22 protein-coding genes are annotated in these 25,049 nt (G+C 68.8%); 8 read left to right on the top strand and 14 right to left on the bottom strand.

The window, feature by feature from the left end; all coding sequences use genetic code 11:
• The first annotated feature begins 6 nt into the window (after window positions 1–6).
• Together CHC08_RS32200 and CHC08_RS32195 are read left to right on the top strand one after the other, a co-directional pair.
• Window positions 7–1,074, top strand: coding sequence for a quinone-dependent dihydroorotate dehydrogenase (locus tag CHC08_RS32200; protein ID WP_089211149.1), 1,068 nt, complete (start codon window positions 7–9; stop codon window positions 1,072–1,074).
• 40 nt (window positions 1,075–1,114) lie between these two features.
• Window positions 1,115–1,318 carry a heavy-metal-associated domain-containing protein gene (locus tag CHC08_RS32195; RefSeq protein WP_089211148.1) on the top strand — a complete coding sequence of 68 codons (204 nt, stop codon included), beginning with the start codon at window positions 1,115–1,117 and terminating at the stop codon, window positions 1,316–1,318.
• A 6-nt stretch (window positions 1,319–1,324) separates the two neighbouring features.
• Here CHC08_RS32195 and CHC08_RS32190 read toward each other — a convergent pair whose 3' ends face one another.
• The 4 genes from CHC08_RS32190 to CHC08_RS32175 all read right to left on the bottom strand — a co-directional run bounded on the left by CHC08_RS32190 (window position 1,325) and on the right by CHC08_RS32175 (window position 5,312).
• The gene (locus CHC08_RS32190; RefSeq protein WP_089211147.1) at window positions 1,325–2,962 is read right to left on the bottom strand and encodes a beta-N-acetylhexosaminidase; all 1,638 of its coding nucleotides are present in this window, start codon (window positions 2,960–2,962) and stop codon (window positions 1,325–1,327) included.
• 34 nt (window positions 2,963–2,996) lie between these two features.
• On the bottom strand, window positions 2,997–3,890 hold the full coding sequence (locus CHC08_RS32185; protein ID WP_089211146.1) for an N-acetylmuramoyl-L-alanine amidase: 894 nt from the start codon (window positions 3,888–3,890) through the stop codon (window positions 2,997–2,999).
• A gap of 67 nt (window positions 3,891–3,957) precedes the next feature.
• Window positions 3,958–4,206: a hypothetical protein gene (locus tag CHC08_RS32180; RefSeq protein WP_089211145.1), complete on the bottom strand. Its 249-nt coding sequence runs from the start codon at window positions 4,204–4,206 to the stop codon at window positions 3,958–3,960.
• A 125-nt stretch (window positions 4,207–4,331) separates the two neighbouring features.
• Window positions 4,332–5,312, bottom strand: a complete 981-nt coding sequence (locus tag CHC08_RS32175) for a LacI family DNA-binding transcriptional regulator (RefSeq protein ID WP_179282332.1) — start codon at window positions 5,310–5,312, stop codon at window positions 4,332–4,334.
• 349 nt (window positions 5,313–5,661) lie between these two features.
• Between CHC08_RS32175 and CHC08_RS32170 the strand changes: the two genes are divergently transcribed.
• Entirely contained in the window at window positions 5,662–6,015 is a 354-nt protein-coding gene (locus tag CHC08_RS32170) for a TetR/AcrR family transcriptional regulator (protein ID WP_089211143.1), read from the top strand.
• A 212-nt stretch (window positions 6,016–6,227) separates the two neighbouring features.
• On the opposite strand, the gene bldC is transcribed toward CHC08_RS32170, so the two are convergent.
• Both bldC and CHC08_RS32160 read right to left on the bottom strand, forming a co-directional pair.
• On the bottom strand, window positions 6,228–6,431 hold the full coding sequence (gene bldC, locus CHC08_RS32165) for a developmental transcriptional regulator BldC (protein WP_013133571.1): 204 nt from the start codon (window positions 6,429–6,431) through the stop codon (window positions 6,228–6,230).
• A gap of 319 nt (window positions 6,432–6,750) precedes the next feature.
• Window positions 6,751–7,608: a DUF8083 family protein gene (locus tag CHC08_RS32160; RefSeq protein WP_089211142.1), complete on the bottom strand. Its 858-nt coding sequence runs from the start codon at window positions 7,606–7,608 to the stop codon at window positions 6,751–6,753.
• A gap of 189 nt (window positions 7,609–7,797) precedes the next feature.
• Here CHC08_RS32160 and CHC08_RS32155 point away from each other — a divergent pair, with 189 nt between their 5' ends.
• Both CHC08_RS32155 and CHC08_RS32150 read left to right on the top strand, forming a co-directional pair.
• Window positions 7,798–8,901, top strand: coding sequence for a Leu/Phe/Val dehydrogenase (locus tag CHC08_RS32155; RefSeq protein WP_179282331.1), 1,104 nt, complete (start codon window positions 7,798–7,800; stop codon window positions 8,899–8,901).
• A gap of 150 nt (window positions 8,902–9,051) precedes the next feature.
• Complete coding sequence (locus CHC08_RS32150; RefSeq protein WP_089211141.1) at window positions 9,052–9,285, top strand: DUF3073 domain-containing protein; 234 nt, start codon at window positions 9,052–9,054, stop codon at window positions 9,283–9,285.
• 356 nt (window positions 9,286–9,641) lie between these two features.
• Here CHC08_RS32150 and purM read toward each other — a convergent pair whose 3' ends face one another.
• Window positions 9,642–10,667 (bottom strand): phosphoribosylformylglycinamidine cyclo-ligase, encoded by a 1,026-nt coding sequence (gene purM, locus CHC08_RS32145; protein ID WP_089211140.1) that lies wholly within the window; start codon window positions 10,665–10,667, stop codon window positions 9,642–9,644.
• Window positions 10,668–10,850: 183 nt separating this feature from the next.
• On the bottom strand, window positions 10,851–12,296 hold the full coding sequence (gene purF / locus CHC08_RS32140) for an amidophosphoribosyltransferase (protein ID WP_089211139.1): 1,446 nt from the start codon (window positions 12,294–12,296) through the stop codon (window positions 10,851–10,853).
• A gap of 650 nt (window positions 12,297–12,946) precedes the next feature.
• Here purF and CHC08_RS32135 point away from each other — a divergent pair.
• The gene (locus CHC08_RS32135) at window positions 12,947–14,284 is read left to right on the top strand and encodes a DUF4190 domain-containing protein (protein ID WP_143653418.1); all 1,338 of its coding nucleotides are present in this window, start codon (window positions 12,947–12,949) and stop codon (window positions 14,282–14,284) included.
• 258 nt (window positions 14,285–14,542) lie between these two features.
• On the opposite strand, the gene CHC08_RS32125 is transcribed toward CHC08_RS32135, so the two are convergent.
• Window positions 14,543–14,989 (bottom strand): sterol carrier family protein, encoded by a 447-nt coding sequence (locus CHC08_RS32125; protein WP_089211136.1) that lies wholly within the window; start codon window positions 14,987–14,989, stop codon window positions 14,543–14,545.
• 140 nt (window positions 14,990–15,129) lie between these two features.
• Here CHC08_RS32125 and CHC08_RS32120 point away from each other — a divergent pair, with 140 nt between their 5' ends.
• The gene (locus CHC08_RS32120; protein WP_089211135.1) at window positions 15,130–17,211 is read left to right on the top strand and encodes a PhoX family protein; all 2,082 of its coding nucleotides are present in this window, start codon (window positions 15,130–15,132) and stop codon (window positions 17,209–17,211) included.
• Window positions 17,212–17,464: 253 nt separating this feature from the next.
• On the opposite strand, the gene CHC08_RS32115 is transcribed toward CHC08_RS32120, so the two are convergent.
• Complete coding sequence (locus tag CHC08_RS32115) at window positions 17,465–18,901, bottom strand: MFS transporter (protein WP_089211134.1); 1,437 nt, start codon at window positions 18,899–18,901, stop codon at window positions 17,465–17,467.
• Between the two features lie 82 nt (window positions 18,902–18,983).
• On the opposite strand from CHC08_RS32115, the gene CHC08_RS32110 reads away from it, so the two are divergent.
• Window positions 18,984–19,649: a TetR family transcriptional regulator gene (locus CHC08_RS32110; protein WP_089211133.1), complete on the top strand. Its 666-nt coding sequence runs from the start codon at window positions 18,984–18,986 to the stop codon at window positions 19,647–19,649.
• A gap of 99 nt (window positions 19,650–19,748) precedes the next feature.
• Here the strand turns inward: CHC08_RS32110 and CHC08_RS32105 are convergent, their stop codons facing one another.
• The 4 genes from CHC08_RS32105 to CHC08_RS32085 all read right to left on the bottom strand — a co-directional run bounded on the left by CHC08_RS32105 (window position 19,749) and on the right by CHC08_RS32085 (window position 24,877).
• Window positions 19,749–20,246, bottom strand: coding sequence for a hypothetical protein (locus CHC08_RS32105; RefSeq protein WP_143653416.1), 498 nt, complete (start codon window positions 20,244–20,246; stop codon window positions 19,749–19,751).
• A 113-nt stretch (window positions 20,247–20,359) separates the two neighbouring features.
• The gene (locus CHC08_RS32100) at window positions 20,360–21,844 is read right to left on the bottom strand and encodes an MFS transporter (protein WP_089211131.1); all 1,485 of its coding nucleotides are present in this window, start codon (window positions 21,842–21,844) and stop codon (window positions 20,360–20,362) included.
• A gap of 252 nt (window positions 21,845–22,096) precedes the next feature.
• Window positions 22,097–22,765: a Crp/Fnr family transcriptional regulator gene (locus CHC08_RS32090; RefSeq protein ID WP_089211129.1), complete on the bottom strand. Its 669-nt coding sequence runs from the start codon at window positions 22,763–22,765 to the stop codon at window positions 22,097–22,099.
• A gap of 57 nt (window positions 22,766–22,822) precedes the next feature.
• Window positions 22,823–24,877: an adenylate/guanylate cyclase domain-containing protein gene (locus CHC08_RS32085; RefSeq protein ID WP_089211128.1), complete on the bottom strand. Its 2,055-nt coding sequence runs from the start codon at window positions 24,875–24,877 to the stop codon at window positions 22,823–22,825.
• Window positions 24,878–25,049 lie beyond the last annotated feature (172 nt).

Genomic DNA, 25,049 nt, shown 5'->3' with positions numbered 1-25,049 from the left:
TCGGTGATGTATCGACTCGTGTTCAACCAGGTCCTCAGCCGCTTCGACGCGGAGGACGCGCACCATCTGACGGTCCGCGCGCTCCGCCTTCTCTCGGTGACGCCCGTGGTCAGACGGCTGGTCCACCGCCGTCTCGCACCGCGTGATCCCATCCTGCGCGTGCAGGCCTTCGGCGTGCACTTCCCCAGCCCGTTCGGGCTGGCGGCGGGCTTCGACAAGGACGCCGGCTTCGTGGGGGCCATGTCCGCGCTCGGCTTCGGCCACGTCGAGGTCGGCACGATCACCGCGTACGCCCAGCCGGGCAACGCCAGGCCCCGGCTGTTCCGCCTGATCGCGAACCGGGCGATCATCAACCGGATGGGCTTCAACAACGCGGGCGCGAGCGCCGTGGCCCGGACGCTGAGCCGGCCCAGGGGGGTTCCGGCGATCGTCGGCGTCAACATCGGCAAGACCAAGGTCGTGCCCGAGTCCGAGGCCGTCGACGACTATGTGACCAGCGCCAAGGAGCTGGCCCCGCTCGCCGACTACCTGGTCGTCAACGTGAGCTCGCCGAACACCCCCGGCCTGCGCGATCTCCAGGCGGTCAGGCTGCTGGGACCTCTGCTCCGGGCGGTCAAGGAGGTCGCCGACGGCACTCCCAGGCGCACCCCGCTGCTGGTCAAGATCGCTCCCGACCTGACGGACGAGGACGTGGACGCGGTCGCCGACCTGGCCCTTGAGCTCGGGCTCGACGGCATCATCGCGACCAACACCACGATCAGCCGGGAGGGCGTCTCCAGCACCGAGACCGGCGGACTGTCCGGCCGTCCGCTGAAGGCCCGCTCGATGGAGGTGCTGCGCAGACTGCGCGCCCGGGTGGGCGACCGCCTGGTGCTCGTCTCCGTCGGCGGGGTCGAGAACGTGGACGACGTCTGGGAACGCCTGCTCGCCGGAGCCACCCTGGTCCAGGGATACAGCGCGATGATCTACGAGGGCCCCCTCTGGGCTCATCGTGTCAACCGCGCCCTGGCCCGCCGTCTCCGCAGACACGGTGCCACCGGGGTTCGGGAGATAATCGGCCGCACCGCATCCTGAGCTATACCCTTGGGGGGTAACTCGGAACCTTGGAGGTGCGATGAGCGTGACCACATATACCGTCACCGGCATGACCTGCGGGCACTGCGTGAGCTCGGTCAAGGAAGAGGTCGGCGAGGTTCCCGGCGTCACCGGGGTCGACGTCGACCTGGAGAGCGGCCGGGTCGACGTCTCCGGCGACTCTCCTGACGACGCCGCCGTCCGCGCCGCCATCAGGGAAGCCGGCTACGAGGCGACGGCCTGAGCCCGGTTACATGCTCGGACGGGTTGAGTCCGCGACGTGGGTCATCTCTTCCAGGTGCTTCATGACCTCGTCCACCTTGACCACTCCCGGACGGTGACGACGATGACCGGCCCCACCGACCTGCCAGGGGCGCGGGCCGGTCAGCGGGCGATATTCGACCCCCAGCGCGTCCAGACGGCCCAGGTGCCCTTCGAGGCGGGCCTCGAACCCGGAGCCGGCCGAGCCTGACCAGGCGACCTCGGCCAGCGCGCAGCCCCGCGGCCAGGCCCGGTAGTCCACCGCCCGGCCGTCGGGCAGGCGCTCGCTCCAGAGCTGGAACTGCGCTCCGAGCACGTGCTCCCGCTGCCCGGCCGTCCATGATTCCGGCGCCGGGACGAAGGCCGCGACGTCCGAGACGGTGATCGCGTCGCCGATCGCCATGGGCTCCTCCTCGGACGAGGCCTCGGCGTAGTCGAAGTACAGCGGGAAGACCGGCGTCTGCACCACGTCGTGCCCGGCCTCGGCCGCGCGCCGGGCCACCCCGAGCCCGCGCCACGGCATCACGATCGTGTCGGGCCTGAGCATGCCGCTGACGAACGCCTCGTCCCACACGACCGCCCGGCTGCCCCGCTCGGCCAGCACGTCCGCCAGCCGGCGCAGGAACCAGGCGTGCAGGTCGCTCAGGCTCTCCAGCCCGAGCTCTTCGGCGAACGCGACGATCTCGGGGGAGGAGGCCCAGTGGTCGAGCACGCACTCGTCCCCGCCGATGTGGAAGTACGGCGTCTCACCCAGTGCCTCCAGCATCTCGTCGATCACCACGGTCAGGAAGTCGACGGTCGGGGGGAGCGGGGAGAGGATCGCGGGGGAGATGCCCCACCGCTCCAGGACCCCGAACGGCTCGGGCTCCCGGCCGTCCGTGGCCCGCGAGTCGAGCGCGGGGTAGGCGGCGAGGATCGCCGAGGCGTGCCCCGGCACGTCGATCTCGGGCACGATGGTCACGGCCCGCGCGCGGGCATAGGCGCCGATCTCGGCGAGGTCGTCCAGCGTGTAGTAACCGCCGTGCGGCACCTCGTCGAAGGTCGGTTGCTCCTTGTAGTAGCTGGTGGTCGTGCGCGGCCGGTGCGACGCCACCTCGTGCAGCCGGGGAGCCGCCCTGCTCTCGACCCGCCATCCCTGGTCGTCCACCAGGTGCAGGTGGAGCCGGTTCAGCTTGTGCGCCGCCATGAGGTCGACCATCCGGAACACCTCGCGCTTGGGCATGAAGTGCCGTGCCACGTCCAGGTGCACCCCGCGCCAGGAGAATCGCGGCGCGTCCTCCACCCGGCCGCACGGAACGGTCCATCCGGCCCGGGCCACCGTACGGAACGCGTCGTGGGGGAGCAGCTGCCGCAGGGTCTGGCCCGCGTAGAACGCCCCCGCCCGGTCTCCGGCCGCGATCCGCACGCCGTCGGCCGTCACCTCCAGGGTGTACGCCTCCGCGCCCAGCGACGCGTCCGCCTCCACCGTGACGGCCCCGGACTCGGCGGGACGCAGGTCCAGTACGGCGAGCGCGAGCCTCACCGCGTCCACCAGCTCGGCGGGACCGGAGACGGAGGCGCCGTGGGAGAGCTCGAAGGAGCCGCCGGCGGGCTCGAAGACAGCGGGACTCGGCAGGAGGTCGGTCATGCCTTAGATCATGTCAAACCGACCTGGGCTCCCGCTATTTCAGATAGCTCTGCAGTCCGTTGGCCAGGGAGAGCGCGATCTTCTGCCGGAACGCGGGCTGCCGGAACTCGGCCGCCTCTTTTGCGTTCCGCATGTTGCCGCACTCAATGAAAATCTTGGGAACGGTGGAGAGGTTCAGGCCGCCGAGGTCGCTGCGGTAGTCCAGGGCCTTGCTGCCGATGTAGGTGGAGTACGGGATGCCGGTGCCGGACCTGAAGGCGTTGCGGACGTCGATGCCCAGCCTCTTGGACGCTCCGACCACGGGGTCCACCGGACCGTCGATCTTCTTCGGCATGATCACGTGGAAGCCGTGGTCGGCGGAGGGGGCTCCGTCGGCGTGGATCGAGATCGCCGCGTCGGCCTTGGCCTTGTTGCCGATCGCCGCCCGCTGGGTGATGCACGGGCCGACGCTCGTGTTGTTGGCCCGGGTCAGCTTCACCGTCGCGCCCCGGCTCTTGAGAATTTTGGCCAGGCGCTGGGAGACGTCCCAGGTGAAGGCCGCCTCGCTGTAGTTGTCGTTGGTGGAGGTGCCCGTGGTGTCGCAGGCCTTCCACTGGGTCAGCACGTTGACCTTCTTGTTGATCGCCGCGGTGTCGCGGTAGTTGCCCCCGTTGTGGCCCGGGTCGATGACCACGACCTTGCCGCTCAGAGCTTTGGCCTGGATGTCCTTGCCGGCCGCGGGACTCTCTGCCAGAGGCGCGGACAGGGGCGCGGAGTTCGTCCCCGCCTCCTTCGCCGGCGACGCGAAGTCCGCCGCGGTGTCCTGCGCGGGAGAGACGGACCCGCCGTCCTGCGCGGAGCCCACGCTGGCGCCGTTGGCGGTAGCGCCGCAGGCGGCGGCGCCCAGGGCGCACGCGACAAGGGCCGTCGCTAGTGCCTTGCTGGTCACGGCAACCTCCCTAAGGAATACGTCAAGCACCCAACTTACGGGGCTCGGTGCCGTGACTAAGCCGTTATCACCAGACGTGTTCCCCGACTTCCTGTTTCTGTAGAAGTGAGGCGAGTTCCCTGGCGTCCTCGGCGTCCAGTCCGAGGACCACGCGCGGGCGTCCCCACGGGTGGTCGATCGAATGGGCCACGTAGCTCGCCACGGATTCGGCTCCGGCGTCCCCGCTCCGGCCCCGGGTGGACCGCCAGTGCGCCCATGCCCGCTCAAGCTCGGCAGCGGCGCGCTGGGCGCATGACACCAGTTCTGGATCACGCATTGTTACCCCCCTCGTCACAGCCCAGAGTCAACACCAGTGCTTTATCGCCACTTAGGTGCTTGACCCGACCTTGACGAGGGCTTGAAGCCTGCCTGGGCGCGACTGTAACGCTCCAGGCAGACTTTTTACCCTTCGGTGGGACCTGTGCTGTTCCGTACGACCAATTGTGGGGCGATCTGGCGCAGGCGTGAGGCCTTGCCGGGGTCACCGATCCGGTCGTTCAGCAGTGTCGCGGCCGAGCGGCCCATGGCGCGGCGGGGCTGGTCGACGGTGGTCAGCGAGATCGGCTGGGTCCCGGCGCGGTGGATGTTGTCGTACCCGATCACCGACAGGTCCTCGGGCACCCGCAGACCGAGTTCGGCCGCCGCGGAGAGCACGCCCATGGCCACCAGGTCGTTGGCGGCGAAGATCGCTGTGGGCCGGGGGTCGCGGGTGAGCAGGCTGCGTGCGGCCAGTGCACCGCCCTCCTCCGTGCAGTCGCCCTCCTCGACCATGATGTACGGCGCCAGGGAGTGTCTCCGCATCGCGACCAGGTAGCCCTCGCACCGGAACCGTCCGGAGGAGGAGCGGGCGCCCTCGATGTGGGCGATCCGGCGGTGGCCGAGGTCTACGAGGTGGTCGATGGCCAGGCGTGCGCCGAGCTGGTCGTCGTCCACGACGATGTCCACGCCGCCGAGGCCGATGTCACGCTCGCCCACGACGACCGTCGGCGTGTAGCCGGTGGCCTCGATGAGCGTCCCGCTGGTGGGCGCGATGCCGAGGAGGACGAGCCCGTCGACCCTGAGTTCCAGGAACGCCTCGACCGCCTCGTCTTCGAAGGAGGGATCCCACTGGCTGTTGCCGATGAGTAACCGGAGTCCGTCGCCGTGCAGGCTCTCCTGCAGGCCGTCGAGGAACTCGGCGTAGAACGGGTTGTGCAGGTCGGCGACGAGCGCCCCGACCAGGTGGGTACGGCCTTCGACCAGGCTGCGCGCGACCGCGTTGGGCCGGTAGCCGAGGTCTCTTGCCGCTTGCAGCACGGCCTGCCTGCGGTGCTCGCTGACGTGCGGCGATCCACGTAGAACCAGCGAGACCAGTGATTTGGAGACACCGGCTCGCTCTGCCACGTTTCGGATCGTGGGTCGTGGGCGTGGTCCGCAGCCGTCCGGCAGGACGGGTTCGGCGAACCCGCGGGCTCGGGTGACGGTGACGGTGGTGTTGACCGGCGGTCCTGACATGGCTCTCCCCCGGGATGGTGGATGGGCACCTTGTCACTCAAAACGATCGAGTCTCAAATGGGGTACGGCTTGAGCGGAAGGTAACTGGGATCTTGACCCAACGCCGCCGAGTATCGCCTCCGATGGTCTTCGCCCCGTGGGTTCGACATCCGGAGCCGCCGAACAGGTAAAAACCGTGGCGGGCGGCACACGACCGGCGCGGCGCAGACTCAGTATCGACCGGCGCCGTGAGGAGCTCATGGCAGTGGCCCTCGAACTGTTCGGCAAACGTGATGCCGAAGGCGTCTCGATCGACGATGTGGCCTCGGCGGCGGGCGCGTCGCGCGCCCTGGTCTATCACTACTTCGGCGGCAAGCAGGAGCTCCACGTCGCCGCGTTGAAGAGCGCGGCGGCTCAGCTGGAGGCGAGGCGTTCGTGGACCGCCTCCGTGGAGACGGCGGGCCTCGACTGGCTGGAACACGGCGACATGGGCCGGCCGGCGCTTGAACGCATGCTGGTCGACCAGATGCTGGCGCTGCTCGGGGTGGCCGCGAGACGCGATCCGCAGGCCGGCGAGTTGCTGGAAAAGTTGATCCGCGGTCAGGCGCCGTAAGTCCTGTCCGCACGCGAGGCTGTAGACCATCCTCACGGGCAAGGGAGCCGTAGGCCGCTGACGGGGGGAGGGGGCCGTGGGAAGCCCTACGGAACGCATGCTGGGGCGGCGCCGGGCGGGCGACGCCGCTCCCCCCACAATCCGTATGACTTACGCGCTCACAGGGTGAGCGCGCATTCGATTCCCCCTAAGTCAGTGACAGCCCCCGTTTTTTACTCAGAGCGTTGCTGCGGAATCCCCGCCAGCAGCGCGCGAACCTCAGTCTCCCGGTACCGGCGGTGTCCACCCAGAGTGCGGATGGACGTCAACTTGCCCGCTTTCGCCCACCGAGTAACGGTCTTGGGATCGACGCGGAACATGGTTGCGACCTCCGCCGGGGTGAGCAGCGGCTCTGCCTCGGGTGTACGAGCTGACATTTGTGCGGCCTCTCCTCCATGTGGACCGGCGACAGCGATCCTGCGACTTGACGCTTGTCACGGATGTCCCCTTATGGCCCCTTGCGTGCGGCTGTTCGGACCATATGCGGCATCACCCGATGTGACCATACAGCCACGTAGAGCGATTGGCGAGCCTTTGAGCGACTCATCTCTCTTGTGCACGTGTTGTTGTCACGCTCGGTGATTCTAGCGACACGTTTCGTGGTATCGCAGTGAAAACGGCAAACTACTCAGTTCGTAGGTGCATCCCCGGTCATCGACCGACCTACTTATGCAGGTGGCGAGGATGATTTGCGACTCAGTTTGCCGATTCGAGAAGTTGTATTGATCGCCAGCGGAGGATGACCCGTTGGTACATGGCGAACGCCAGTTCTTCCTCGCCGCTTTCCAGACCCGTGAGAGCCGCCGCGAGTTCGGCCACCGACTGGTCGGCCTGGAGTGTCTCGTCGTCCATGAGGTTGACGATGCCGCCGTAGTCGAGTTCGACCAGCGAGTGCGGGTGGAATTCCTCCAGCCAGCGTGCCACATCCTCGACCTCGGCGGTGACCGAGACCTCGCCCACCTGCCTGCGGATGATCTGCAGGGCGCGGGCGCTGCGGCGCCGGGCGTGGGCCATGGACGTGACGTAGATCAGGTTGCGGGTGGTGGTCGTGCCTTCGGACTGCTTGTCGCCGTCGAGGACCAGCCACCGCTCGTTCCCGTCGAAGGGGATGAACCACGAGGTCGGAATGTGCCACGTGGAGCCGCGGATGTTGGTGCGCAGCGCGGTCGAGTCGCTGCGGCGCTTGAACCTGTCGAAGTCGTCGGCCGTCTGTTCGGCGACGGAGATCGGCACGAACCGCTCCATCAGCCTGACCGGGGTCGTTCCACGGAAGCGTGAGAAGGCCAGCCATGACCTCAGCCTGCTCTGCCACGGGCAGACGTACAGAACCTCTTCCACGCGCCTGAGATAGGCGTTGGGGCTCTCCTGGGCGGGTGCGGGGGTCGGAGGTACCCCCAGGAGGCGGCGCACCGCCTCGCCGTGCTCGGCGTGGAGCGCGCTCGCGCGGCGTGGACGGTCGGTCGCCTCGGCATAGGCGGCCCATGAGAGGCGTTCCGACGGGGTGAACGCGGCCAGCGGTTCGTAGACGCGGAGGTACGCGGCATAGGGCAGCACGACCGCATCGTGTCATGAAGGACCTGCTGTTGTCCGGTATCGACCTTGTGCCGGTGGCGACGACCCCCCTGCGTCTCGCCTGCTGAGAAGGGATACTTCGCCTCGTTGTCCCGCTTGAGCTTGTGGTTACGCTAAGAGTGATTTCCGCCGCGACGGGGCGGCGGAAACGGACGACTGGGAGTCACCACAGTGACCGACGTCTTCGGGCTGTCCCACAAGGACACGGGCCCGGTAAACAGCCAGGCGAAGCACGAGCAGGTCGTGTTCTGCACCGACGAGCGCAGCGGCCTTCACGCGATCATCGCCATCTACAACACCGCCCTCGGCCCAAGCCTCGGCGGCACCAGGTTCTACCCCTATGAGAGTGAGCAGGCCGCGCTGGCCGATGTGCTCAACCTCTCCCGGGCGATGGCCTACAAGAACGCTCTGGCCGGACTCGACCTCGGTGGCGGCAAGGCCGTCATCATCGGCGATCCGGCGACGGACAAGAGTGAGGCGCTGCTGCGCGCCTACGGCCGGTTCGTCCAGTCCCTGGGAGGTCGCTACTTCACCGCGTGTGACGTGGGCACCTACAGCGAGGACATGGACATCGTGGCCCGTGAGAGCTCCTACGTGACCGGTCGCACGCTGGCCAACGGAGGAGCCGGCGACTCGTCGGTCCTGACCGCCTACGGCGTGTTCCAGGGCATGCGCGCCGCCGCCGAGCACGTCTACGGCGCGCCGACGCTCCGTGGCAGGCGAGTCGGCGTCGAGGGCGTGGGCAAGGTGGGTCACCGCCTGGTGGACCGACTCATCGAGGACGGCGCCGAGGTCGTGATCTGCGATGTGAGCGAGCAGGCCGTCGAGCGGGTCCGCCGGCTTCATCCGGGAGTGGAGGTCGTCGCCGGACGGCGGGAGCTCACCGACGCCGACATCGACGTCTACGCGCCGTGCGCGCTCGGCGGGGCGCTGGACGACGACACGGTCGCCCGTCTGCGCGCCACGATCGTCTGCGGCGGGGCCAACAACCAGCTGGCCCACCCCGGAGTCGAGAAGCAACTCGCCGATCGCGGCATCCTCTACGCGCCCGACTACGTCGTCAACTCCGGCGGCGTTATCCAGGTCGCCGACGAGATCCAGGGATTCAACATGGACCGGGCGAAGGCAAAGGCCACCCAGATCTACGACACGACTCTCAAGATCTTTGCCAGCGCGGCGAAGGATGGCGTCCCCCCGGCCGTCGCAGCCGATAGGCTAGCCGAGCGCAGAATGTCGGAAGTCGGGCGAATTAGGGGCATTTGGCTGGGCCACTAGCCCCTCGCGCCCATACGGCGTACCGAGCCGGGCGTAAAACATGTACGGTTGTAGTCGAACGAGAGCCGACGCCTCAAGTCAGGTGGCGTCAGTGCGTGGTGCGTTAGCGACGAGGGGTCGGGCACGACCCCACACGAGGGGGTCGAGCCAATGGGGCGCGGCCGAGCAAAGGCCAAGCAGGTCAAGGTTGCTCGCCAGCTGAAGTACAACAGCGGTGGCACTGATCTTGAGCGTCTTCGCGACGAGCTAGGGGTCAGAGATGACTCCAACCACAATGACGACTCCAACGACGCCTACGATGAGCTGGCTGCTCGGTATGCCGATTATGCCGAGGACTCCGGCTCCGGAGACGACCGCGACGACGGGACATCCGGCCGCCGCTAGGCGAGCTTCACATTAAGTGTCAACAGAACACCCGGTGGCTGAGAAGCCGCCGGGTGTTCTGCTCACTGTGAGTCGGACTGTGGCAGCGCTTCGTTGACCCGAAGCGCCTTCTGGCGCGTCTCGGGCCAGACCGTATCTTTTTGGGCGTGCCGCATATCTTTCGGCCGCACCAGATCTTTTTAGGTCATACCGGGCGGCTGTCGGCCGTATCGGTGTGAGCCGCGGCCGCCTTCACGGGGACGGCGCGGCCGGCGGGTCGTACGAGGCCTGCGAACGGGGCTTTTTCATGATCCGTTGGGATGGGCCGGGCTGGAAGCGGCCGATCCCAACGGATCACGGGAAGTCGTGAGGCGGGTTCAGCGGAAACGCGCCTGCCCGCTGCCGGGGACGATCTCGCCGAGCACCCAGGCCGGGAGATTCCGCTCCTTGAGCAGGGCCAGGGCCGGCTCCACCGCGTCGGCGGGAACGATCGCCGTCATGCCCACCCCCAGGTTGAAGGTCCGGTCCATGTCGGCCTGTGCCACCTTGCCATGCCCCGCGAGCACGTCGAAGACGGCGGGCGGGGTCCAGGACGAGCGGTCCAGCAGCGCGTCCAGGGTCGCGGGGAGGGAGCGGGAGAGGTTGCCCTCCAGGCCGCCGCCGGTGATGTGGGCGTACGCGTGGACGTCGACGACGCGGGCCAGTTCCAGGCAGTCCAGGGAGTAGATCCTGGTGGGTTCGAGCAGCTCCTCGCCGAGGGTCCGGCCCAGCTCGGGGAGCTCGGCCTCCAGGGACAGGTCGGCGAGCTTGATGATGTGCCGGACCAGCGAGTAGCCGTTGGAGTGCACGCCGGAGGAGGCCAGAGCCAGGACCACGTCGCCCGCGCGAACCCGGTCCTGGCCGAGCATCTTCTCGGCCTCCACCACGCCCGTGGCGGCACCCGCGAGGTCGTATTCGTCCGCGCCCATGGCACCGGGGTGCTCGGCCGTCTCACCGCCGATGAGGGCGCAGCCCGCTAGGCGGCAGCCCTCGGCGACGCCGCCCACGATGTCGGCGATCCGCTCGGGGACGACCTTGCCACAGGCGATGTAGTCGGTCATGAACAGCGGTTCGGCGCCGCAGACCACCAGGTCGTCCACGACCATGCCGACCAGGTCGATGCCGATCGTGTCGTGTTTGCCGAGCTTCTGGGCCAGCATGACCTTGGTGCCGACGCCGTCGGTCGAGGTGGTGAGCAGCGGTCGCCTGTAGCTCAGGAGCGCGGAGGCGTCGAAGAGACCGGCGAAACCGCTGGCGTCGTCCACCACCTCGGGCCGGCGTGACCGCGCGACCTTCGACTTCATCAGCTCGACGGCGCGCTCGCCCGCGTCGATGTCCACGCCGGCAGCGGCATAGCTGGTCATGCGACCCCCTTCGTCGGTCGTACGACCATCGTGTCGTGCCTGTCGGCCCGCTCACCGTGCTTGCCGCACGTACCGGGCTCGCTGTGCTTGTCGAACTCGCTGGGCTCGCTCATACGGTCTCCCCGCGCGGCGGCTCGGAGCCCGTCTTCGTGGACACGCCGTTGTACCCGTCGGCTCGTCCGCTCACCGCTTGGCCTCTAGGACGTATTTGCCCACGTTGTCCTGATCGATGGGGATCGGGTACACGCCGTCGAAGCAGGCGCGGCAGAGCCGATCGGCGGGGATCGTGGTGGCCTCGGTCAGGCCCTCCAGCGAGATGTATCCGAGCGAGTCGGCACCGAGAGAGGCGCGGATCTCCTCCACGGTGAGCGAGCCCGCGATCAGCTCGGCCCGCGTGGCGAAGTCGATGCCGTAGAAGCACGGCCAGGAGACCGGAGGCGAGGAGATCCGGACGTGGACCTCCTTGGCGCCCGCCTCGCGCAGCATCTTGACGATCGCCCGCTGGGTGTTGCCCCGCACGATCGAGTCGTCCACGACGACCAGGCGCTTGCCCGCCACCACTTCCTTCAGCGGGTTGAGCTTGAGCCGGATGCCGAGCTGGCGAATCGTCTGGGACGGCTGGATGAAGGTCCGGCCGACGTAGGAGTTCTTGACCAGGCCCTGGCCGTACGGGATCCCGCTCTCCTCGGCGTAGCCGACGGCGGCGGGGGTGCCCGACTCGGGCGTGGGGATGACCAGGTCGGCCTCGACCGGGTGCTCGCGGGCCAGCACGCGGCCGACCTCGACGCGGGTGGTCTGCACGCCGCGTCCGGCGATCGTCGTGTCGGGGCGGGCCAGGTAGACGTATTCGAACAGGCATCCCTTGGGCTCGGCCAGCGCGAACCTGCGGGAGCGCACGCCGCGCTCGTCGATGGTGATCAACTCGCCCGGCTCGATCTCGCGGACGAACGTGGCGCCCACGATGTCCAGCGCGGCGGTCTCGGAGGCGACCACCCAGCCGCGCTCCAGCCGGCCCAGGACCAGCGGGCGGACGCCCTGCGGGTCGCGAGCGGCGTAGAGCGTCTTCTCGTCCATGAAGACGAGCGAGTAGGCGCCCCTGACCTGCGGAAGAAGCTCGGCGGCGGCATCATCGATGGGCTGGCTGCGGTCCTGGGCGAGCAGCGACGTCAGGACCTCGGTGTCCGTGGTCGCCCTGATCGATCCGGGAGTCAGGCGCCGGGCCAGCTCCGGAGTGTTGATCAGGTTGCCGTTGTGGGCGAGCGCGAGCCCGCCGTCCTCGGTCGAACTCAGCGTCGGCTGGGCGTTCTCCCAGACGCTCGACCCGGTGGTCGAGTATCGGCAGTGACCGATGGCCAGGTGACCGCGGAGGGTCCCGAGCACAGACTCGTCGAAGACCTGGGCCACCAGACCCATGTCCTTGTAGACGAGGATGCGGCTTCCCTCGCTGACCGCTATGCCCGCGGATTCCTGCCCGCGGTGCTGTAGCGCATACAGCCCGTAGTAGGTGAGTTTGGAGACTTCTTCCCCAGGGGCCCAAACGCCGAAGACGCCACATGCGTCCTTCGGGGGTTGGTCGTGGGGATCAAGGTCATGGCTCAGATGGCCGTCGCCTTTCAGCACATGCTTCATTCTAGGTCGGACTCTTCCCTGCTCGCGCCCCGGGTCCACCTCTGGGGTGGGGCGCACCATTACCGAATGATCGTCGGCGTTTTGCCGTGTCGGGCTGTTTCATCGCCGGTGAACAGGGGAGTGTGAGGTATCCGGCATGACGATGCGTCGGGAGAGCAGACGTGACAACACCCATGGACCCGAGTCAGCCCGATCCCCGGCGGGATCGGCGACCAGAGCATGAAGGGTCCGGCTCGGAGGAGCCGTCGGGCACCTCCGAAGAAGAGGCGGCTGTCCCGGGCGAACCGGGATCCCCCGACCCTGCCCGAACCCCGCCTCACCGCGACGAGTCAGCCCCGTGGGCCGCGCCTTCCTCGGCCGAACCGCCCGCGGAGCCTTCGGCCGAGCCGTACACCTGGCAGCAGGGGTCCGCCGATCCGGCCGGGACCACGCGCGGGGAGTCCGACCACCCCGCCGACACTCCCGTCTGGCCGTCGGCGCCGGCCCCTTCGGAGCCCGCCGAGCCCTACACCTGGTCCCCGGAGCCTGCAGCCTCGTCCGGATCTCCCTCGGGGGAGCCTTCCCCGCGGCGCCAGACCCCGGAATGGGAGCCCGTCGAGCCGCTTGAGCCACTCGATCCCAGCGCGGCTCCGAGGTGGACACGGTCTCCCGTGCCCGAGGATCCTTCGCTGCCGCGGCACCGGGACGTGCCGGCCGCGCCTGAGATTCCCCTGCCGGACCAGGCCGACCCGGACGCCACGCGACAGTACGGACTGCAGAGTTCCCCGCCCGCCGAGCAACGGACCTCCTATTCCATGCCGGGCGCCACACCGCCGGCGTATCCCGGCTGGGAGAGCGACTCGGAGCCGTCCATCTCGGAGAGCTCGAACGGACCGGAGGCACCACTGGCCGGTTCCCGGCCCTCGCGTTACGACCCGCCCACGGCCTCCGAGGGCTTCTCCTCGGTCCCGCCACGGTTCGACGAGCCCGCCGGCGGTTTCCACGCGGAGTCGCCGCTGACGCAGGGCAGCCCGTACGACATGTCCGCGGCGGACACGCCGGCGATGCCTTCCGGCGCCGGCTCCCCTGGCGGGGATCTTCACTCGGGAGGCGCTCACGCCGGGGACGCCCACGGCGGCTTGCAAGGAGGCGAGTTCCCGGTAGGCGCTCACGCCGGGGGTGTTCATGACGAGGGCTCTCAGGGGAGCGAGCCTCACCGAGGCGGCGCTCACGCCGGAGATGCTCAGGGCGGCTCGCGGGGAGGTGAGTCCCCGGTGGGAGGTGCTCGCACCGGGGAGGTTCGCGGGGGTTTCCAGGGCAGCGCCTCCTACGGAGGAGGCGCCAATGCCGGGGACGCTCACGAGAGCGCCCAGGGAAGCGAGCCCTATGGCCAGGGCTCCCAGGGCCAGGGCTCCCAGGGCCAGGGCTCTCAAGGCGGCCAAGGCTTCCAGGGCCAGGGCGAAGGCTCCCAGGGCCAGGGCGAAGGCTCCCAGGGTCAGGGCCAGGGCGCTCGGCCCGGAGAGCCCTACGGAGGCCCCTCCCAGCAGCCCCCGCCCATGGGCGGGGGTGATCCGGCCTATCCCTCCTACCCGCCACAGGGGGCTCCGCCGCCGTATCAGGTGCCGTCCTCGCCCGGGGGCCCCATGTATCCGGGCGGCACGCCCTACCCGGCGGGACCGGGTTATAAGCCCGGACGAGGGCAGGGCGGAGGCCTCGGCACCGCCGCGCTCGTGCTCGGAATCGTCAGCATCCTGTTGCTCGTCGTCTGCGGTCTCGGCCTGGTGACGGCGGTCGTCGGACTGATCATCGGCATCGTGGCGGTCGTCAAGAACTCCCACCGCGGCCGTGCCTGGGTGGGCATCGCCCTGAGCGTCCTCACGATGATCATCGCCGCGGTGCTGGTGGGGTGGATCTACAACAAGGTGGGCGACTGCGTCGGCCTGCCCCCAGAGCTTCAGCAGCGCTGTATCGAGGACAAGTTCGGCGTGCAGATCAACACCACGCCCTGACCGGTGGAGTGGGCGCCCGGGACCGTCAGGTCCCGGGCATCTCTGTCCGAGAGGCGGTTACCGCGTCCATGGGCACCCACCGTGTTGGCGGATACCCGTTCGGACAGGAGCTCACCATGTTGGCGGTGCCTCCGTTGGGATGGACGGTCACCATGTTGGCGGTGCCTCCGTTTGGATAGGCGGTCACCGTGTTGGCGGTGCCTCCGTTTGGATGGACGGTCACCACGTGGGCAAGGCGGTTATCCCATCGGAAGGCGCCTACCGCACCGGAAGGTGCTCCGACAGGTCGGCCCGGGCCCCGCTCGCCGCGACCTTCCCGGCTGACATCGCCTCGGCCCAGGTCAGCCGTCCGGTGGCCAGCTCCAGCCAGGTGCGGGCGTCGGTCTCCACCACGTTCGGCGGGGTGCCCCGGGTGTGCCGGGGACCCTCCACGCACTGCACCGCCGCATAGGGCGGAACCCGTACTTCGACGGTCCGCCCGGGAGCCGCCGTCGCCAGCCGGTCCAGCAGATGCCGTACGGCGAAGCGTGCGATCTCCCGCTCCGGGCGCACCTGCCGCTCGTATGCCCGCAGTACCACGCTCACGCAGGCGTCCAGCAGGGCCGTAAGCCCCCCGGGCCCGTCGTAGGAGGGCTCGTCGAGAGCGGTCAGCTGGGCGTCCAGAGCGGCGCGGACCTTGGTGGTGTCAGGCTTGTAAGGCGGCACGTCTCCATCATGCCCGCCCGCCGGATCAGCTGATTCGGGGGAATGGTTCATCGTCCGGACAGGCATCGTTCATCCAGGATTAGGCGGGCACTCATAGTGTCCGGGCCGGAACGACCACACACCACCCCCCGGAGGAACCTGTGGCCAACCCTTCGCCGCGCCGACTGCTCCCGCTGCTCGGAAGCTCGCACAAGGGCGGACGCACCGCGCTCACCTGCCAGTTCCGCTGCGGTAACCAGTGCGCCCACGACGTGCTGAACACCAGTGACAACACTTACTTCGGCGACGTGGTCGCCGATGCCATGTCCCGCCGCGGAGTGTTGCGCGCGGGCGCCCTGGGCGCGCTCGTGGTCGGCGTGGGGGCCACCACGGCGCTCCCGGCCGCGGCCGACCCCGATGCCGAGGCGAGGACCTTCGGCGGTGGCCACGGCCACGGCGACGAGGGCAAGATCCGGTTCGCCGCGGTCCCTCCGAACACCGACGACAAACTGACCGTTCCCGTGGGTTACGCGTCGGCGGCCGTGGTGCGCTGGGGCGACCCGGTCCTGCCCGGGGCCCCGGCGTTCGACTTCGAGCACCAGACCGCCGCGGCCCAGGCCGCGCAGTTCGGCTACAACTGCGACTATGTGACGCTCTTCCCGATGGGCGAGCAGCGCGGCCTGCTCTGGGTGAACCACGAGTACACCGACGAGAATCTGATGTTCCGCGGTTACACCGGCGGCGACACGGCGACACCGGAGCAGATCAAGATCGCGATGGCCGCGCACGGCGGCTCGGTGGTCGAGATCGAGCGGGTCGGCCAGTCGGGCCAGTGGAAGCTGGTCACGCGGGGCCGGCGTCGTTACAACCGGCGCGTCACCGTGCACACCCCGATGAGGTTCACCGGCCCGGCGGCGGGCAGCGCCCTGCTGAGGACCGCCGCGGATCCGGCGGGCGTCAAGCCGCTCGGCATGCTGAACAACTGCGCCGGCGGCACCACCCCGTGGGGCACGGTGCTGAGCGGTGAGGAGAACTTCAACCAGTACTTCGTCAACGGCAACGGCGTGCCCGAGGCGCAGAAGCCCTATCTGACCAGGTACGGCGTGAGCGCCACGACCGGGATTCCGAGCGGTAACCGCCGGTTCGACCGGGTCGAGGAGCGTTTCGACCTGGCCAAGCACCCGAACGAGATCAACCGGACCGGCTGGATCGTGGAGATCGACCCGTTCGATCCGGACTCCGTCCCGATCAAGCGCACCGCTCTCGGCCGGCTGGCCCACGAGGGCGCCACCACCTCCCTGGCCGAGGACGGCCGGGTCGTGGCCTACATGGGCGACGACTCCCGCTTCGAGTACGTCTACAAGTTCGTCTCGAAGAATCGCTACATCCGCGGCTTCGACCGGCACAACCGGTCGCTGCTGGACGAGGGCACCCTGTACGTGGCCCAGTTCACCGGCGACAGCCCGGCCACGGAGATCGACGGCACCGGGAAGCTCCCCTCGGACAAGCTGTTCGACGGTTCCGGCACGTGGATCCCCCTGGTCAGCGGCAACGTCTCGCACGTGCCGGGGATGACCGCGCAGGAAGTTCTCGTCTACACCCGTACGGCGGCCGACAAGGTCGGCGCGACCAAGATGGACCGTCCCGAGGACGTGGAGCGCAATCCCGTCACCGGCGGCGTCTACGTGGCCCTGACCAACAACACCAACCGAACCCCGGCCCAGGTGGACGAGGCCAACCCGCGTCCGGCCAACAAGCACGGTCACATCCTGGAGATCACCGAGCGTCGCAACGACGCCGGTGCCACGACCTTCGCCTGGTCCCTGCCGCTGGTGTGCGGCGACCCCGCCGATCCCTCGACCTACTTCGGCGGGTTCGACAAGGCCAAGGTCTCGCCGATCTCCTGTCCGGACAACGTCGCCTTCGACGCCGACGGCAACCTCTGGATCTCCACCGACGGCAACCAGCTCGGCGCCCACGACGGTCTGTTCGTCATGCCGGTCCGCGGCTCCGAGAAGGGGTATCTGCGTCAGTTCCTGAGCGTGCCGGCCTTCGCCGAGACCTGCGGCCCGCTGATCAGCAGCGACCAGCGCAGCGTCTTCGTGGCGGTCCAGCACCCGGGCGAGTCCACCGGTGCCACCCCCGAGGCCCCCACCAGCCACTGGCCCGACGGTGGTACCAGCCAGCCCCGCCCGTCCGTCGCGGTCGTCTGGCACAAGCAGGGCAAGAAGATCGGCTCCTGATCCCGGCACCGGCTCGCGCTCTCCGGTGAGAATCGGGGAGCGCGAGCCGCTCCGCATCACGGCATCGGCTCGCGTCCTCCTGCGAGAAGGAGGGCGCGAGCCGTTCCGCGGGCGGACACAGGGGACAGGGGACGGTGCCGTCCGCCTTCTCCGCGCCTCCCACGCCACCGGCAGGCGGACGCTCGGCTTTCTCCGCACCGCGCCTCCCACGCCACCGGTGGGCGGGCGCCCGGCTTTCTCCGCGTCGCGCCTCCTACGCCACGGGTACGGCGGGGCGCTCGGCGGCGGTCGTCTCCGGGTCCGCCGGCTGCGGGGTGCGCAGGGCGAACAGGCTGACCGGCACGCCCACCAGCACGATGGCCGCCGCGATGACCAGTGTGGACTGGTAGGCCTCCAGGAAGGCCGTCAGCGGCTTGGCGCCGTCCGCCACGAGCGAGGTCTGCCGGGCGCTGAGAATCGCCCCGAGGATCGTGATCCCGAGCAGGCCGAAGATCTCCCGTGAGACGTTCAGCACACCCGAGGCGACCCCGGCCCGGCCCGCGGGAAGCGTGCCCAGGATGGCGGTGGTGAGCGGCACCAGCAGCCCGCCGCCCAGTCCGTAGACCAGGAACCACGGCAGAAGGTCGCCGAGCGACCCGCCCTCCCCGATGAACGAGATCCCGAACACCGCCACGGCCATCAGCAGCAGCCCGGCCGCCACGGTCCGCGCGGTTCCCGCGATCCGGCTGATCCTGGGAGCGAAGACGGCGGTCACGGCCATCACCAGCGCCATCGGCACGAAGGCGACTCCGGCCTCCAGGGGTGAGAAGCCCAGCGCGTTCTGCAGGTACAGCGCGGTGAAGAAGTAGATTCCGAACACCCCGAAGGACCACAGCCCCATCGACAGGGTGCCCCCGCTGAACACCCGGGACCTGAACAGCGACAGGTCGATCATCGGCTCCCGGCTCCTGATCTCGGTCACCACGAACGCCAGCGCCGATGCCGCCGCGATCCCGAACGCGCCCAGAATCTCCGGCGAGGTCCATCCCGCCCCCGAGCCCTCGATCAGCCCGTAGGTCAGCGCGAACAGCGTCAGGCTCGATGTCACCAGGCCGGGAACGTCCAGGCTGCGCCGTACCCGATCCTGCGGGGGCACCCTGATCGCCCACAGCCCGAGCCCGAAGGTCACGATCCCGATCGGCACGTTGATCAGATAGATCCAGCCCCAGTGCCAGCGCTCGCTGATCAACCCGCCGGTCAGCGGCCCGAGGGCGAGGGCCAGCGCGCCGACCGCGCTCCACAGGCCGACCGCCGTCGCGCGCTCTTTCGCGTCGGGGAAGGTCGAGGTGAGCAACGCGAGCGCGGTGGGCGTGAGGAACGCGGCCCCCACGCCCTGCACCGCCCGGGCGGCGACCAGCATGGTGCCGTCCGTGGACATCCCGGCGGCGAACGATGCCACGGTGAACACGACAAGGCCGATCATGAAGATCCGCCGCCGCCCGAAGACGTCGGCCAGGCGTCCGCCGGCCAGCATCAGCCCGGCGAAGACCAGGATGTAGCCGCTCACGATCCATTCGAGCCCCGAGATGCTCAGCCCGAGGTCTCGCTGGATGGTCGGCAGGGCCACATTGACCACGTTGTTGTCGAGATAGGTCATGAAGGTGGCCAGCGCTACCGCGCCCAGCGCCCACCATCTGCGGTTGTCCGTCACTCCCACTCCTCTACGACGTACTTGTACGACGTACATGTACATCGCATAGTGGAACCCGTACGACGTATAGTTGTCAAATGTGATGGGAAAACTGACGCGCGAGGTGGTCGTCGAGCAGGCGCTGGAGATCGGCGACGCCGAGGGGCTGCAGGCGGTGACCATCCGGCGGCTCGCCCAGGAGCTGGGGGTCACCCCGATGGCGCTGTACTGGCACTTCAAGAACAAGGAACTACTGGCCATCGGCATGGCCGACCACCTGGTCGAAGGGTTCGTGATCGAGGAGGACTACGCCAGTCCCTGGCAGGATCAGCTTCGCGAGCTCGTCAGCGGTCTCGTCAGGGTGCTCCGGCGTCACCCCTGCGCGGCGGAGGTGCTGAGCGAGGTGGACCACATGGCGGTGCCCAATTTTCTGCGGGTGTGGGACACCAGCCTCGGCCTGGCCATACAGGCCCGGTTCTCCTACGAGGAGAGCTGCCTGATCTCCAAATACCTGCTCCAGGGAGCGATAGCCCTGGCCGCCGGTCCGATGAGCCGTCGCAGTCCCGGTCTGTCGGACCAGGAGAGGGCCGAGAACCTGCGTCTCAGGCGCGTCAACTTCCAGTCACTGCCCCCGGACGTCTACCCGCACATCGTGGAGATGGCCGTTCCCCTCGTCGAGGGTGGCAGCGCCGATCTGTACGACACCTTCGGCGTCGACCTCCTCGTGGCAGGCATCGAGAGCCTGTCCCTCCGCCGCGGTGACGGTTGACGCCGTGACGCCGGGTGGACGGGGGACGGGTGGAGACGGCGGCGCCCATGGCGAGGATTGAGCCGTAACGCCGTGTGGACGGGCGATGCGGTGGAGAGGTCAGGCTCTGCCGTGGAAGCGGCGGCGCCGGATGGACAGCCAGACCAGGGCGGCGCCGAACAGGACGGCTCCCATCCCCGTCAGGACCCGGATCATCAGCTGCCGGCCGTCGACCCCGGTGAACGGCAGGGCGGGACCCTCGCCGGTCCCGGAGTTCACGGAGCAGGGGCCGCCGCGTCCGGAGCCGACCGAGCACGAACCGTCGGATCCGGAGCCCGTCGAGTCCGATCCACCGGACTGGACGTTCACGGAGTTCGAGTTGCCGGACCCGGAGTAGCCGGAATAGGTCGGGGAGGGCGTGGGTGTGGGTGTGGGAGCGAGCACGCGTACCGAAATGCCGGTGGAAAAATCGTGCCTGCCCGGCTGCTGGGCGTCCTTGTCGTCGGGCCCGGACGAGACGGCCGCGAGAACGCCGTCCGCGTGTGCCAGGGCGCTGGAAACACTCAGCGCGGGCACGGCCGTACAGAAGGCAAGAATGACCAGCACTCGACTACGCATTCCAATTCCCCCGAAAAAGGGCGCCCGCTGTTCGTCGAGTGCCAATTAGTGATTTTCCGCCGCGCGGCCAGTCATACCCGCTTCATGGTCGCCATCTCGTTGATTCCAATTTATTACTCACCATTACCCACCTTTCGGACAGCGGTCCGTGAGCGGGCCAGGCTCGCGAAGAGGGCTCCGCAGAGGGCGACGGCGAACAGGACGGAGTAGGTTTTCTGGAAGCCCGTCATGAGCTGATCCACGGCGACGGGTGACACGCGGGACAGCGTGCCCGCGTAGACCTGCCCGCGCAGTTCGGCGCTGACCGAGCCGGTGAGGACGCTCAGGGTGAGGGCGACGCTGAGCACGGCCCCGACATTCATGATCATGATGCGGAAGCCGTTCACCACGCCGAGGCTCCCGGCGGGCAGGGCGGTCATGACCTGCGTGGTGTTGCCGGTGAGGAAGGTGCCGCTGCCGCAACCGCAGAGGAACAGGCCCGCCCCGATGATCCAGTACGGCGTGCCGGGATCGGTGCTGACCAGCAGCACCCCCAGCCCGGTCGCGCTCAGCAGGGACCCCCCGACGGACAGGGCGTAGGGAGGGACCCGGCGTCCGAGGGCGCCCGTGATCGGGGAGGCGAGGGCCATGCCGATCGGGACCGGCAGCACACCCAGGGCGGCCGTGACGGCGTCGACGCCCATGGCCGTCTGGAAGTAGAGGGCGACCAGCAGGATCAGCGCCGCGCGGGCCAGCGCGTTGCAGAAGGAGGCGAGGTTGGCGAAGGCCAGCATGCGTTCGCCGAACAGCCGCACGTCCAGCACGGGGTGGGACGCCCGGCGTTCCACGACGATCAGAACCGGGACGAGGAGCACCGCGATGGACGCGCCGACGATCACGACCGGGCTGGACAGGCCTCGCGACCCCGCCTCGGACAGCGCGACGAGAGCGGAGGAGAGGGCGGCGAACACGATCAGGTTGCCCAGCGCGTCCACCGGCCGGCGCGGCCCCCTGTGGACCCGGCGGAGGGTGAACGCGCCCCAGATGAGGGCGATCAGTCCGGCGGGCACGTTCACCCAGAAGATCCACTGCCAGCCCGCTGTCTCGGCGACGAGCCCGCCCAGGGTGGGGCCGGCGAGCTGGGCGACCGAGAGTGTGCCGATGTAGACGCCCATGCCCTGGCTGAGCCGGTCGGGCGGGAAGGCGTCAGTGATGATCACGGTCCCGTTCGCCAGGACCATCGCCGCCCCGACGGCCTGAACCGCCCGCATCCCGATCAGGAACCAGATGCCGGGCGACAGCCCGGCCAGCAGCGAACCCAGCGTGAAGAGGACAAATCCGGCCAGGTAGATCTCTCTGCGTCCGAGCAGGTCGGCCACCCGGCCGAAGAACACCAGCGTGGCGGTGTTGACGAGCAAAAACGCCAGCAGGACCCATCCGGCGGCGAAGGCGTCCGCGTGGAAGTGCCTGACCACGGTGGGAAGGGCCACGTTGAGTGTGCTTCCGGATATGCCGATCATCACCAGGCCAAGGCTGGTGACCGAGCAGACCCGCCACGCGTAGCGGAGTTTGGATATGTATTCGGGGGATCCAGGTAGGTCTTGGGCTATTGCGACCATGGATCCCAGTCTGATGTACGCCGTACGTTAATCCTCGGGGAGACGCACGTTAAACCTCAGGGAGATCGCGTGCGTTTCCTCCGGCCCGCGACGCGCATTTCTCGCCGGCCATCTCCATCACCTGGTCACGCTCGTACAAGCCGGTCACCTCCGTTACGTGGTCACGCTCGTGCAAGCCGGTCACCTCCGTTACGTGGTCACGCTCGTGCAAGCCGGTCACCTCCGTCACCCGGGACGGTCGTGCAACCGGGGTCAGCGAGCTCGTTTGCGCAGGCCCTCCATGTCGTGGACGATCACTCGACGGCGGCCGGTCTCGATCAGGCCGCGGTCCCGCAGCGAGCGCAGGGCCTTGCTGACCGCCTCGCGGGAGGCTCCGGTCCAGCCGGCCAGCTCGTCCTGAGAAAGTGGCAGCGCCACCCGGACCGCGCCGTTGGACATCTCTCCGTACCGCTCGGCGAGTTCGAGCAGCCGGGTCGCCACCCGGCCCGTGGTGTCGAACGCGCCGTACTCGATCCGCTTGCGGTCGGCGTCGCGCAACTTGCCGGTCACCATCTGCATCAACATCACCGCGACCCGGCCATGATCATGCAGGTAGCCGGAGAAGTCGCGGATGGTGACGCCCTCGACCGGCTCCAGCGCGGTGACCGTGGCCGATCGCGGCAGGCCGTCGATGGCCGCGAACTCGCCGAGCAGCGCGCCGGGCCCGCGCACCGCGAGGACGACCTCGCTCCCGCCCTCGGTGTGCGAGGAGACCTTGACGCGGCCCGAGGTGAGGACGAGCACCCAGTCGGACACGTCGCCCTCGGTGCATATCGTCGCCCCCCTCTCCCACTTCCGGGGCCGCCCGGCCGCGTACAGAGCGGTGATTTCGTCTTCGGTGAGGCGAGTGACAAATTCGCCCGGTTCGGGGGTGGAACTCATGAGCACCTCCTGGCGATCTCGATTATCTTCGTACGGCTCACGCGCCAAAAGGCATTTCTACGGCAACGCAGAAAGTACATAGGCGTTGACAGATTGTTCCTTGCCCTTGAGGTTGAGCCAGCCCAGTGCCTGGGTCGTGGCCCCGGGGCCGATCTGGTCGAGGGTGCTCTGGCCTATCACGACCGTACCGGGATCGGCGACGCCTTCCAGCCGGGCCGCCACGTTCACGCAGTCGCCCATCGCGTTGAATCCGCGCAGCTCGGGACTGCCGATGTTGCCGACCAGCGCGAGCCCGGTGTTGACCCCGATCCGGAACCGAGGATAGCCCGGCATCCCCTCGGCGATCGCCTCGGCCGCCTCCTGCATGGCCAGGGCGGCCCTCGCCGCGGCCAGGGCGTGATCGGGCTGCTCGGCGGGCGCGTTGAACAGCGCCAGCATCGCGTCACCCACGAACTGCACGATCGTGCCGCCGTTGCCGAGCACGATGGGCACGGCCGCCGTGTGGTACCGGTTCAGCATCTCGACGATCTCGCCGGGCGCCGCCTGCTCGGAGAAGCTGGTGAAGCCCTTGAGGTCGGCGAAGAGCGCGGTCAGCTCGACCAGCTTGCCGCCGAGCGCCGCGGTCTGCGGATCGGCCAGCAGGGAGTTCGCCACGTCCGGGGACATGTACTGCCGGAACAGGGTCGACAGCTCCTGATAGAGCCGGGCGTTCTCCAGGGAGATGGACATCTGGCTGGCCAGCGTGGCGGCGAGTGCCTCGTCCTGCGGGGTCCTGCCCACCGGCACCTCCAGCGCGCCGGCGAGCACGCCCTTGACGGTGAGCGGGTGGATGACCTTTCCCTCACGCCGGAGCGGCTGGTTGTCCGGGAAGTCCTGCTTGGAATATTCCTCCTCGCCGACGGTGAACCGCCCGTCCGCGACCAGCTCGATGCGCACGTCCCCATACGCCTGCCGTACGCGCTCAAGGCCCTGGGCCAGCATCTCGCCCTCGGGCAGGCCGACGCGGGCCTGGTTGCCCGTGTCGACCAGTGCGGCGAGCCGTTCCGACAGCTCCCGCTCGTTGGCGAGCGCCTCGCCGGCCCGGTCGAGCACCGCGGCCTGCGCCTCGGTGAGCCCGAACTTGCCCGCCAGCCTGTTCGCGATCGGGACCTTGCTCTCCTCGCTGTTCCTGAGGTGGCCGACGAGCTCCTCCAGGGCCGCCTCGTAGTCGGCTCTGATCTTTTTGACCGTCGCGGACAGCGCCACCGAGTCGAACAGTCCCGCGCTCGTGCCCTCTCGTCGGAACTGCATGTAGGCGCTGTAGGCGACGAAGCCGAAGGCCAGGGTCAGCAGGATGTGCCACAGCCACCACGACAGGTGCCAGTTGTGGTGGGACATTCCGGCGATCATCGCCTCGGCGAGCAGCGCGTAGGCGGTGACCAGGCTGATCAGCATGGCCGCCGGGCGCTTGCGGTGGAGCTGGAACATCATGATGGCCGCGGCCACGTACAGGGCGACCCCGATCAGCTCGAATCCGCCGAGGCCGGCGCCCTGGGGCGGAGACTTGCTGCTCAGCGGGGTCAGGCCCGACACGAGGGAGGCGAATCCCCAGGCGGCGAGCAGGAGGACGAGCCCGACGCTCAGCCACGCCTGCGACCTCAGCACGGCCCGGGCCGCCCGCTCGTTCAGCGGCAGCGCCGAGACGAACGCGAGTATCGAGGCGACGAGCAGACCGACCGGATGGGCCAGGTCGAACCCGTAGTTCGGTCCGTCCAGGATTATCTTCGGCGTGGCCAGGCCGTGCATCAGGAAGAATCCCGCGGTGCCCAGGAACACCAGCGAGACAAGGAACAGACGGGCGTCGGCTCGCCGGGTCGACGCCTGATTGATCATGGCGCCCAGGACCACGTTGATCCCCGCCACGGCGATGATCAACCAGAAGTGGCTGGGATTGTCCTGCCACATGATGTCGAGTCTCTCGGGGTTGGCCAGCAGCAGCCAGAGCCCGGCCATCGGTAACGCCAGATGCATCACCCAGACAACCGTGCGGACCGGCTGCGTCGCCGGTGGCAGGTACGGTTCCTGTTTGGTGCGCTCCTCGATGGACGTGCTCGTCGGCTCAATGGTCGGCACGGTGGCCTCCGTGTCTTGGGGAGCCCTTGGAAGACCCCCGATTTGCCGGCCCACGCCCTACGGGCGAGGTTCCCCCCGAACGATCTAATTATCCCGTATGCCGCCAGTACGGATAGCGGGTGTGTGACACCCCCCTTTGTGAACCCGGTGACCCCGCGTTGAATAGTCTCCG

Source organism: Streptosporangium subroseum, from assembly GCF_900188345.1.
GTDB classification, from domain to species: Bacteria; Actinomycetota; Actinomycetes; order Streptosporangiales; family Streptosporangiaceae; genus Streptosporangium; species Streptosporangium subroseum.
Note: the sequence above shows the minus strand (reverse complement) of the source record. Positions and strands in the feature narration are given on the sequence as shown.

Excerpts from the sequence above, each read along its gene's own strand:
- CHC08_RS32200 (WP_089211149.1), top strand. The coding sequence starts at position 7 with ATGTATCGACTCGTGTTCAACCAGGTCCTCAGCCGCTTCGACGCGGAG.
- CHC08_RS32195 (WP_089211148.1), top strand. The coding sequence starts at position 1,115 with ATGAGCGTGACCACATATACCGTCACCGGCATGACCTGCGGGCACTGC.
- CHC08_RS32190 (WP_089211147.1), bottom strand. The coding sequence starts at position 2,962 with ATGACCGACCTCCTGCCGAGTCCCGCTGTCTTCGAGCCCGCCGGCGGC.
- CHC08_RS32180 (WP_089211145.1), bottom strand. The coding sequence starts at position 4,206 with ATGCGTGATCCAGAACTGGTGTCATGCGCCCAGCGCGCCGCTGCCGAG.
- CHC08_RS32170 (WP_089211143.1), top strand. The coding sequence starts at position 5,662 with ATGGCAGTGGCCCTCGAACTGTTCGGCAAACGTGATGCCGAAGGCGTC.
- bldC (WP_013133571.1), bottom strand. The coding sequence starts at position 6,431 with ATGTCAGCTCGTACACCCGAGGCAGAGCCGCTGCTCACCCCGGCGGAG.
- CHC08_RS32150 (WP_089211141.1), top strand. The coding sequence starts at position 9,052 with ATGGGGCGCGGCCGAGCAAAGGCCAAGCAGGTCAAGGTTGCTCGCCAG.
- purM (WP_089211140.1), bottom strand. The coding sequence starts at position 10,667 with ATGACCAGCTATGCCGCTGCCGGCGTGGACATCGACGCGGGCGAGCGC.
- purF (WP_089211139.1), bottom strand. The coding sequence starts at position 12,296 with ATGAAGCATGTGCTGAAAGGCGACGGCCATCTGAGCCATGACCTTGAT.
- CHC08_RS32110 (WP_089211133.1), top strand. The coding sequence starts at position 18,984 with ATGGGAAAACTGACGCGCGAGGTGGTCGTCGAGCAGGCGCTGGAGATC.
- CHC08_RS32105 (WP_143653416.1), bottom strand. The coding sequence starts at position 20,246 with ATGCGTAGTCGAGTGCTGGTCATTCTTGCCTTCTGTACGGCCGTGCCC.
- CHC08_RS32100 (WP_089211131.1), bottom strand. The coding sequence starts at position 21,844 with ATGGTCGCAATAGCCCAAGACCTACCTGGATCCCCCGAATACATATCC.
- CHC08_RS32090 (WP_089211129.1), bottom strand. The coding sequence starts at position 22,765 with ATGAGTTCCACCCCCGAACCGGGCGAATTTGTCACTCGCCTCACCGAA.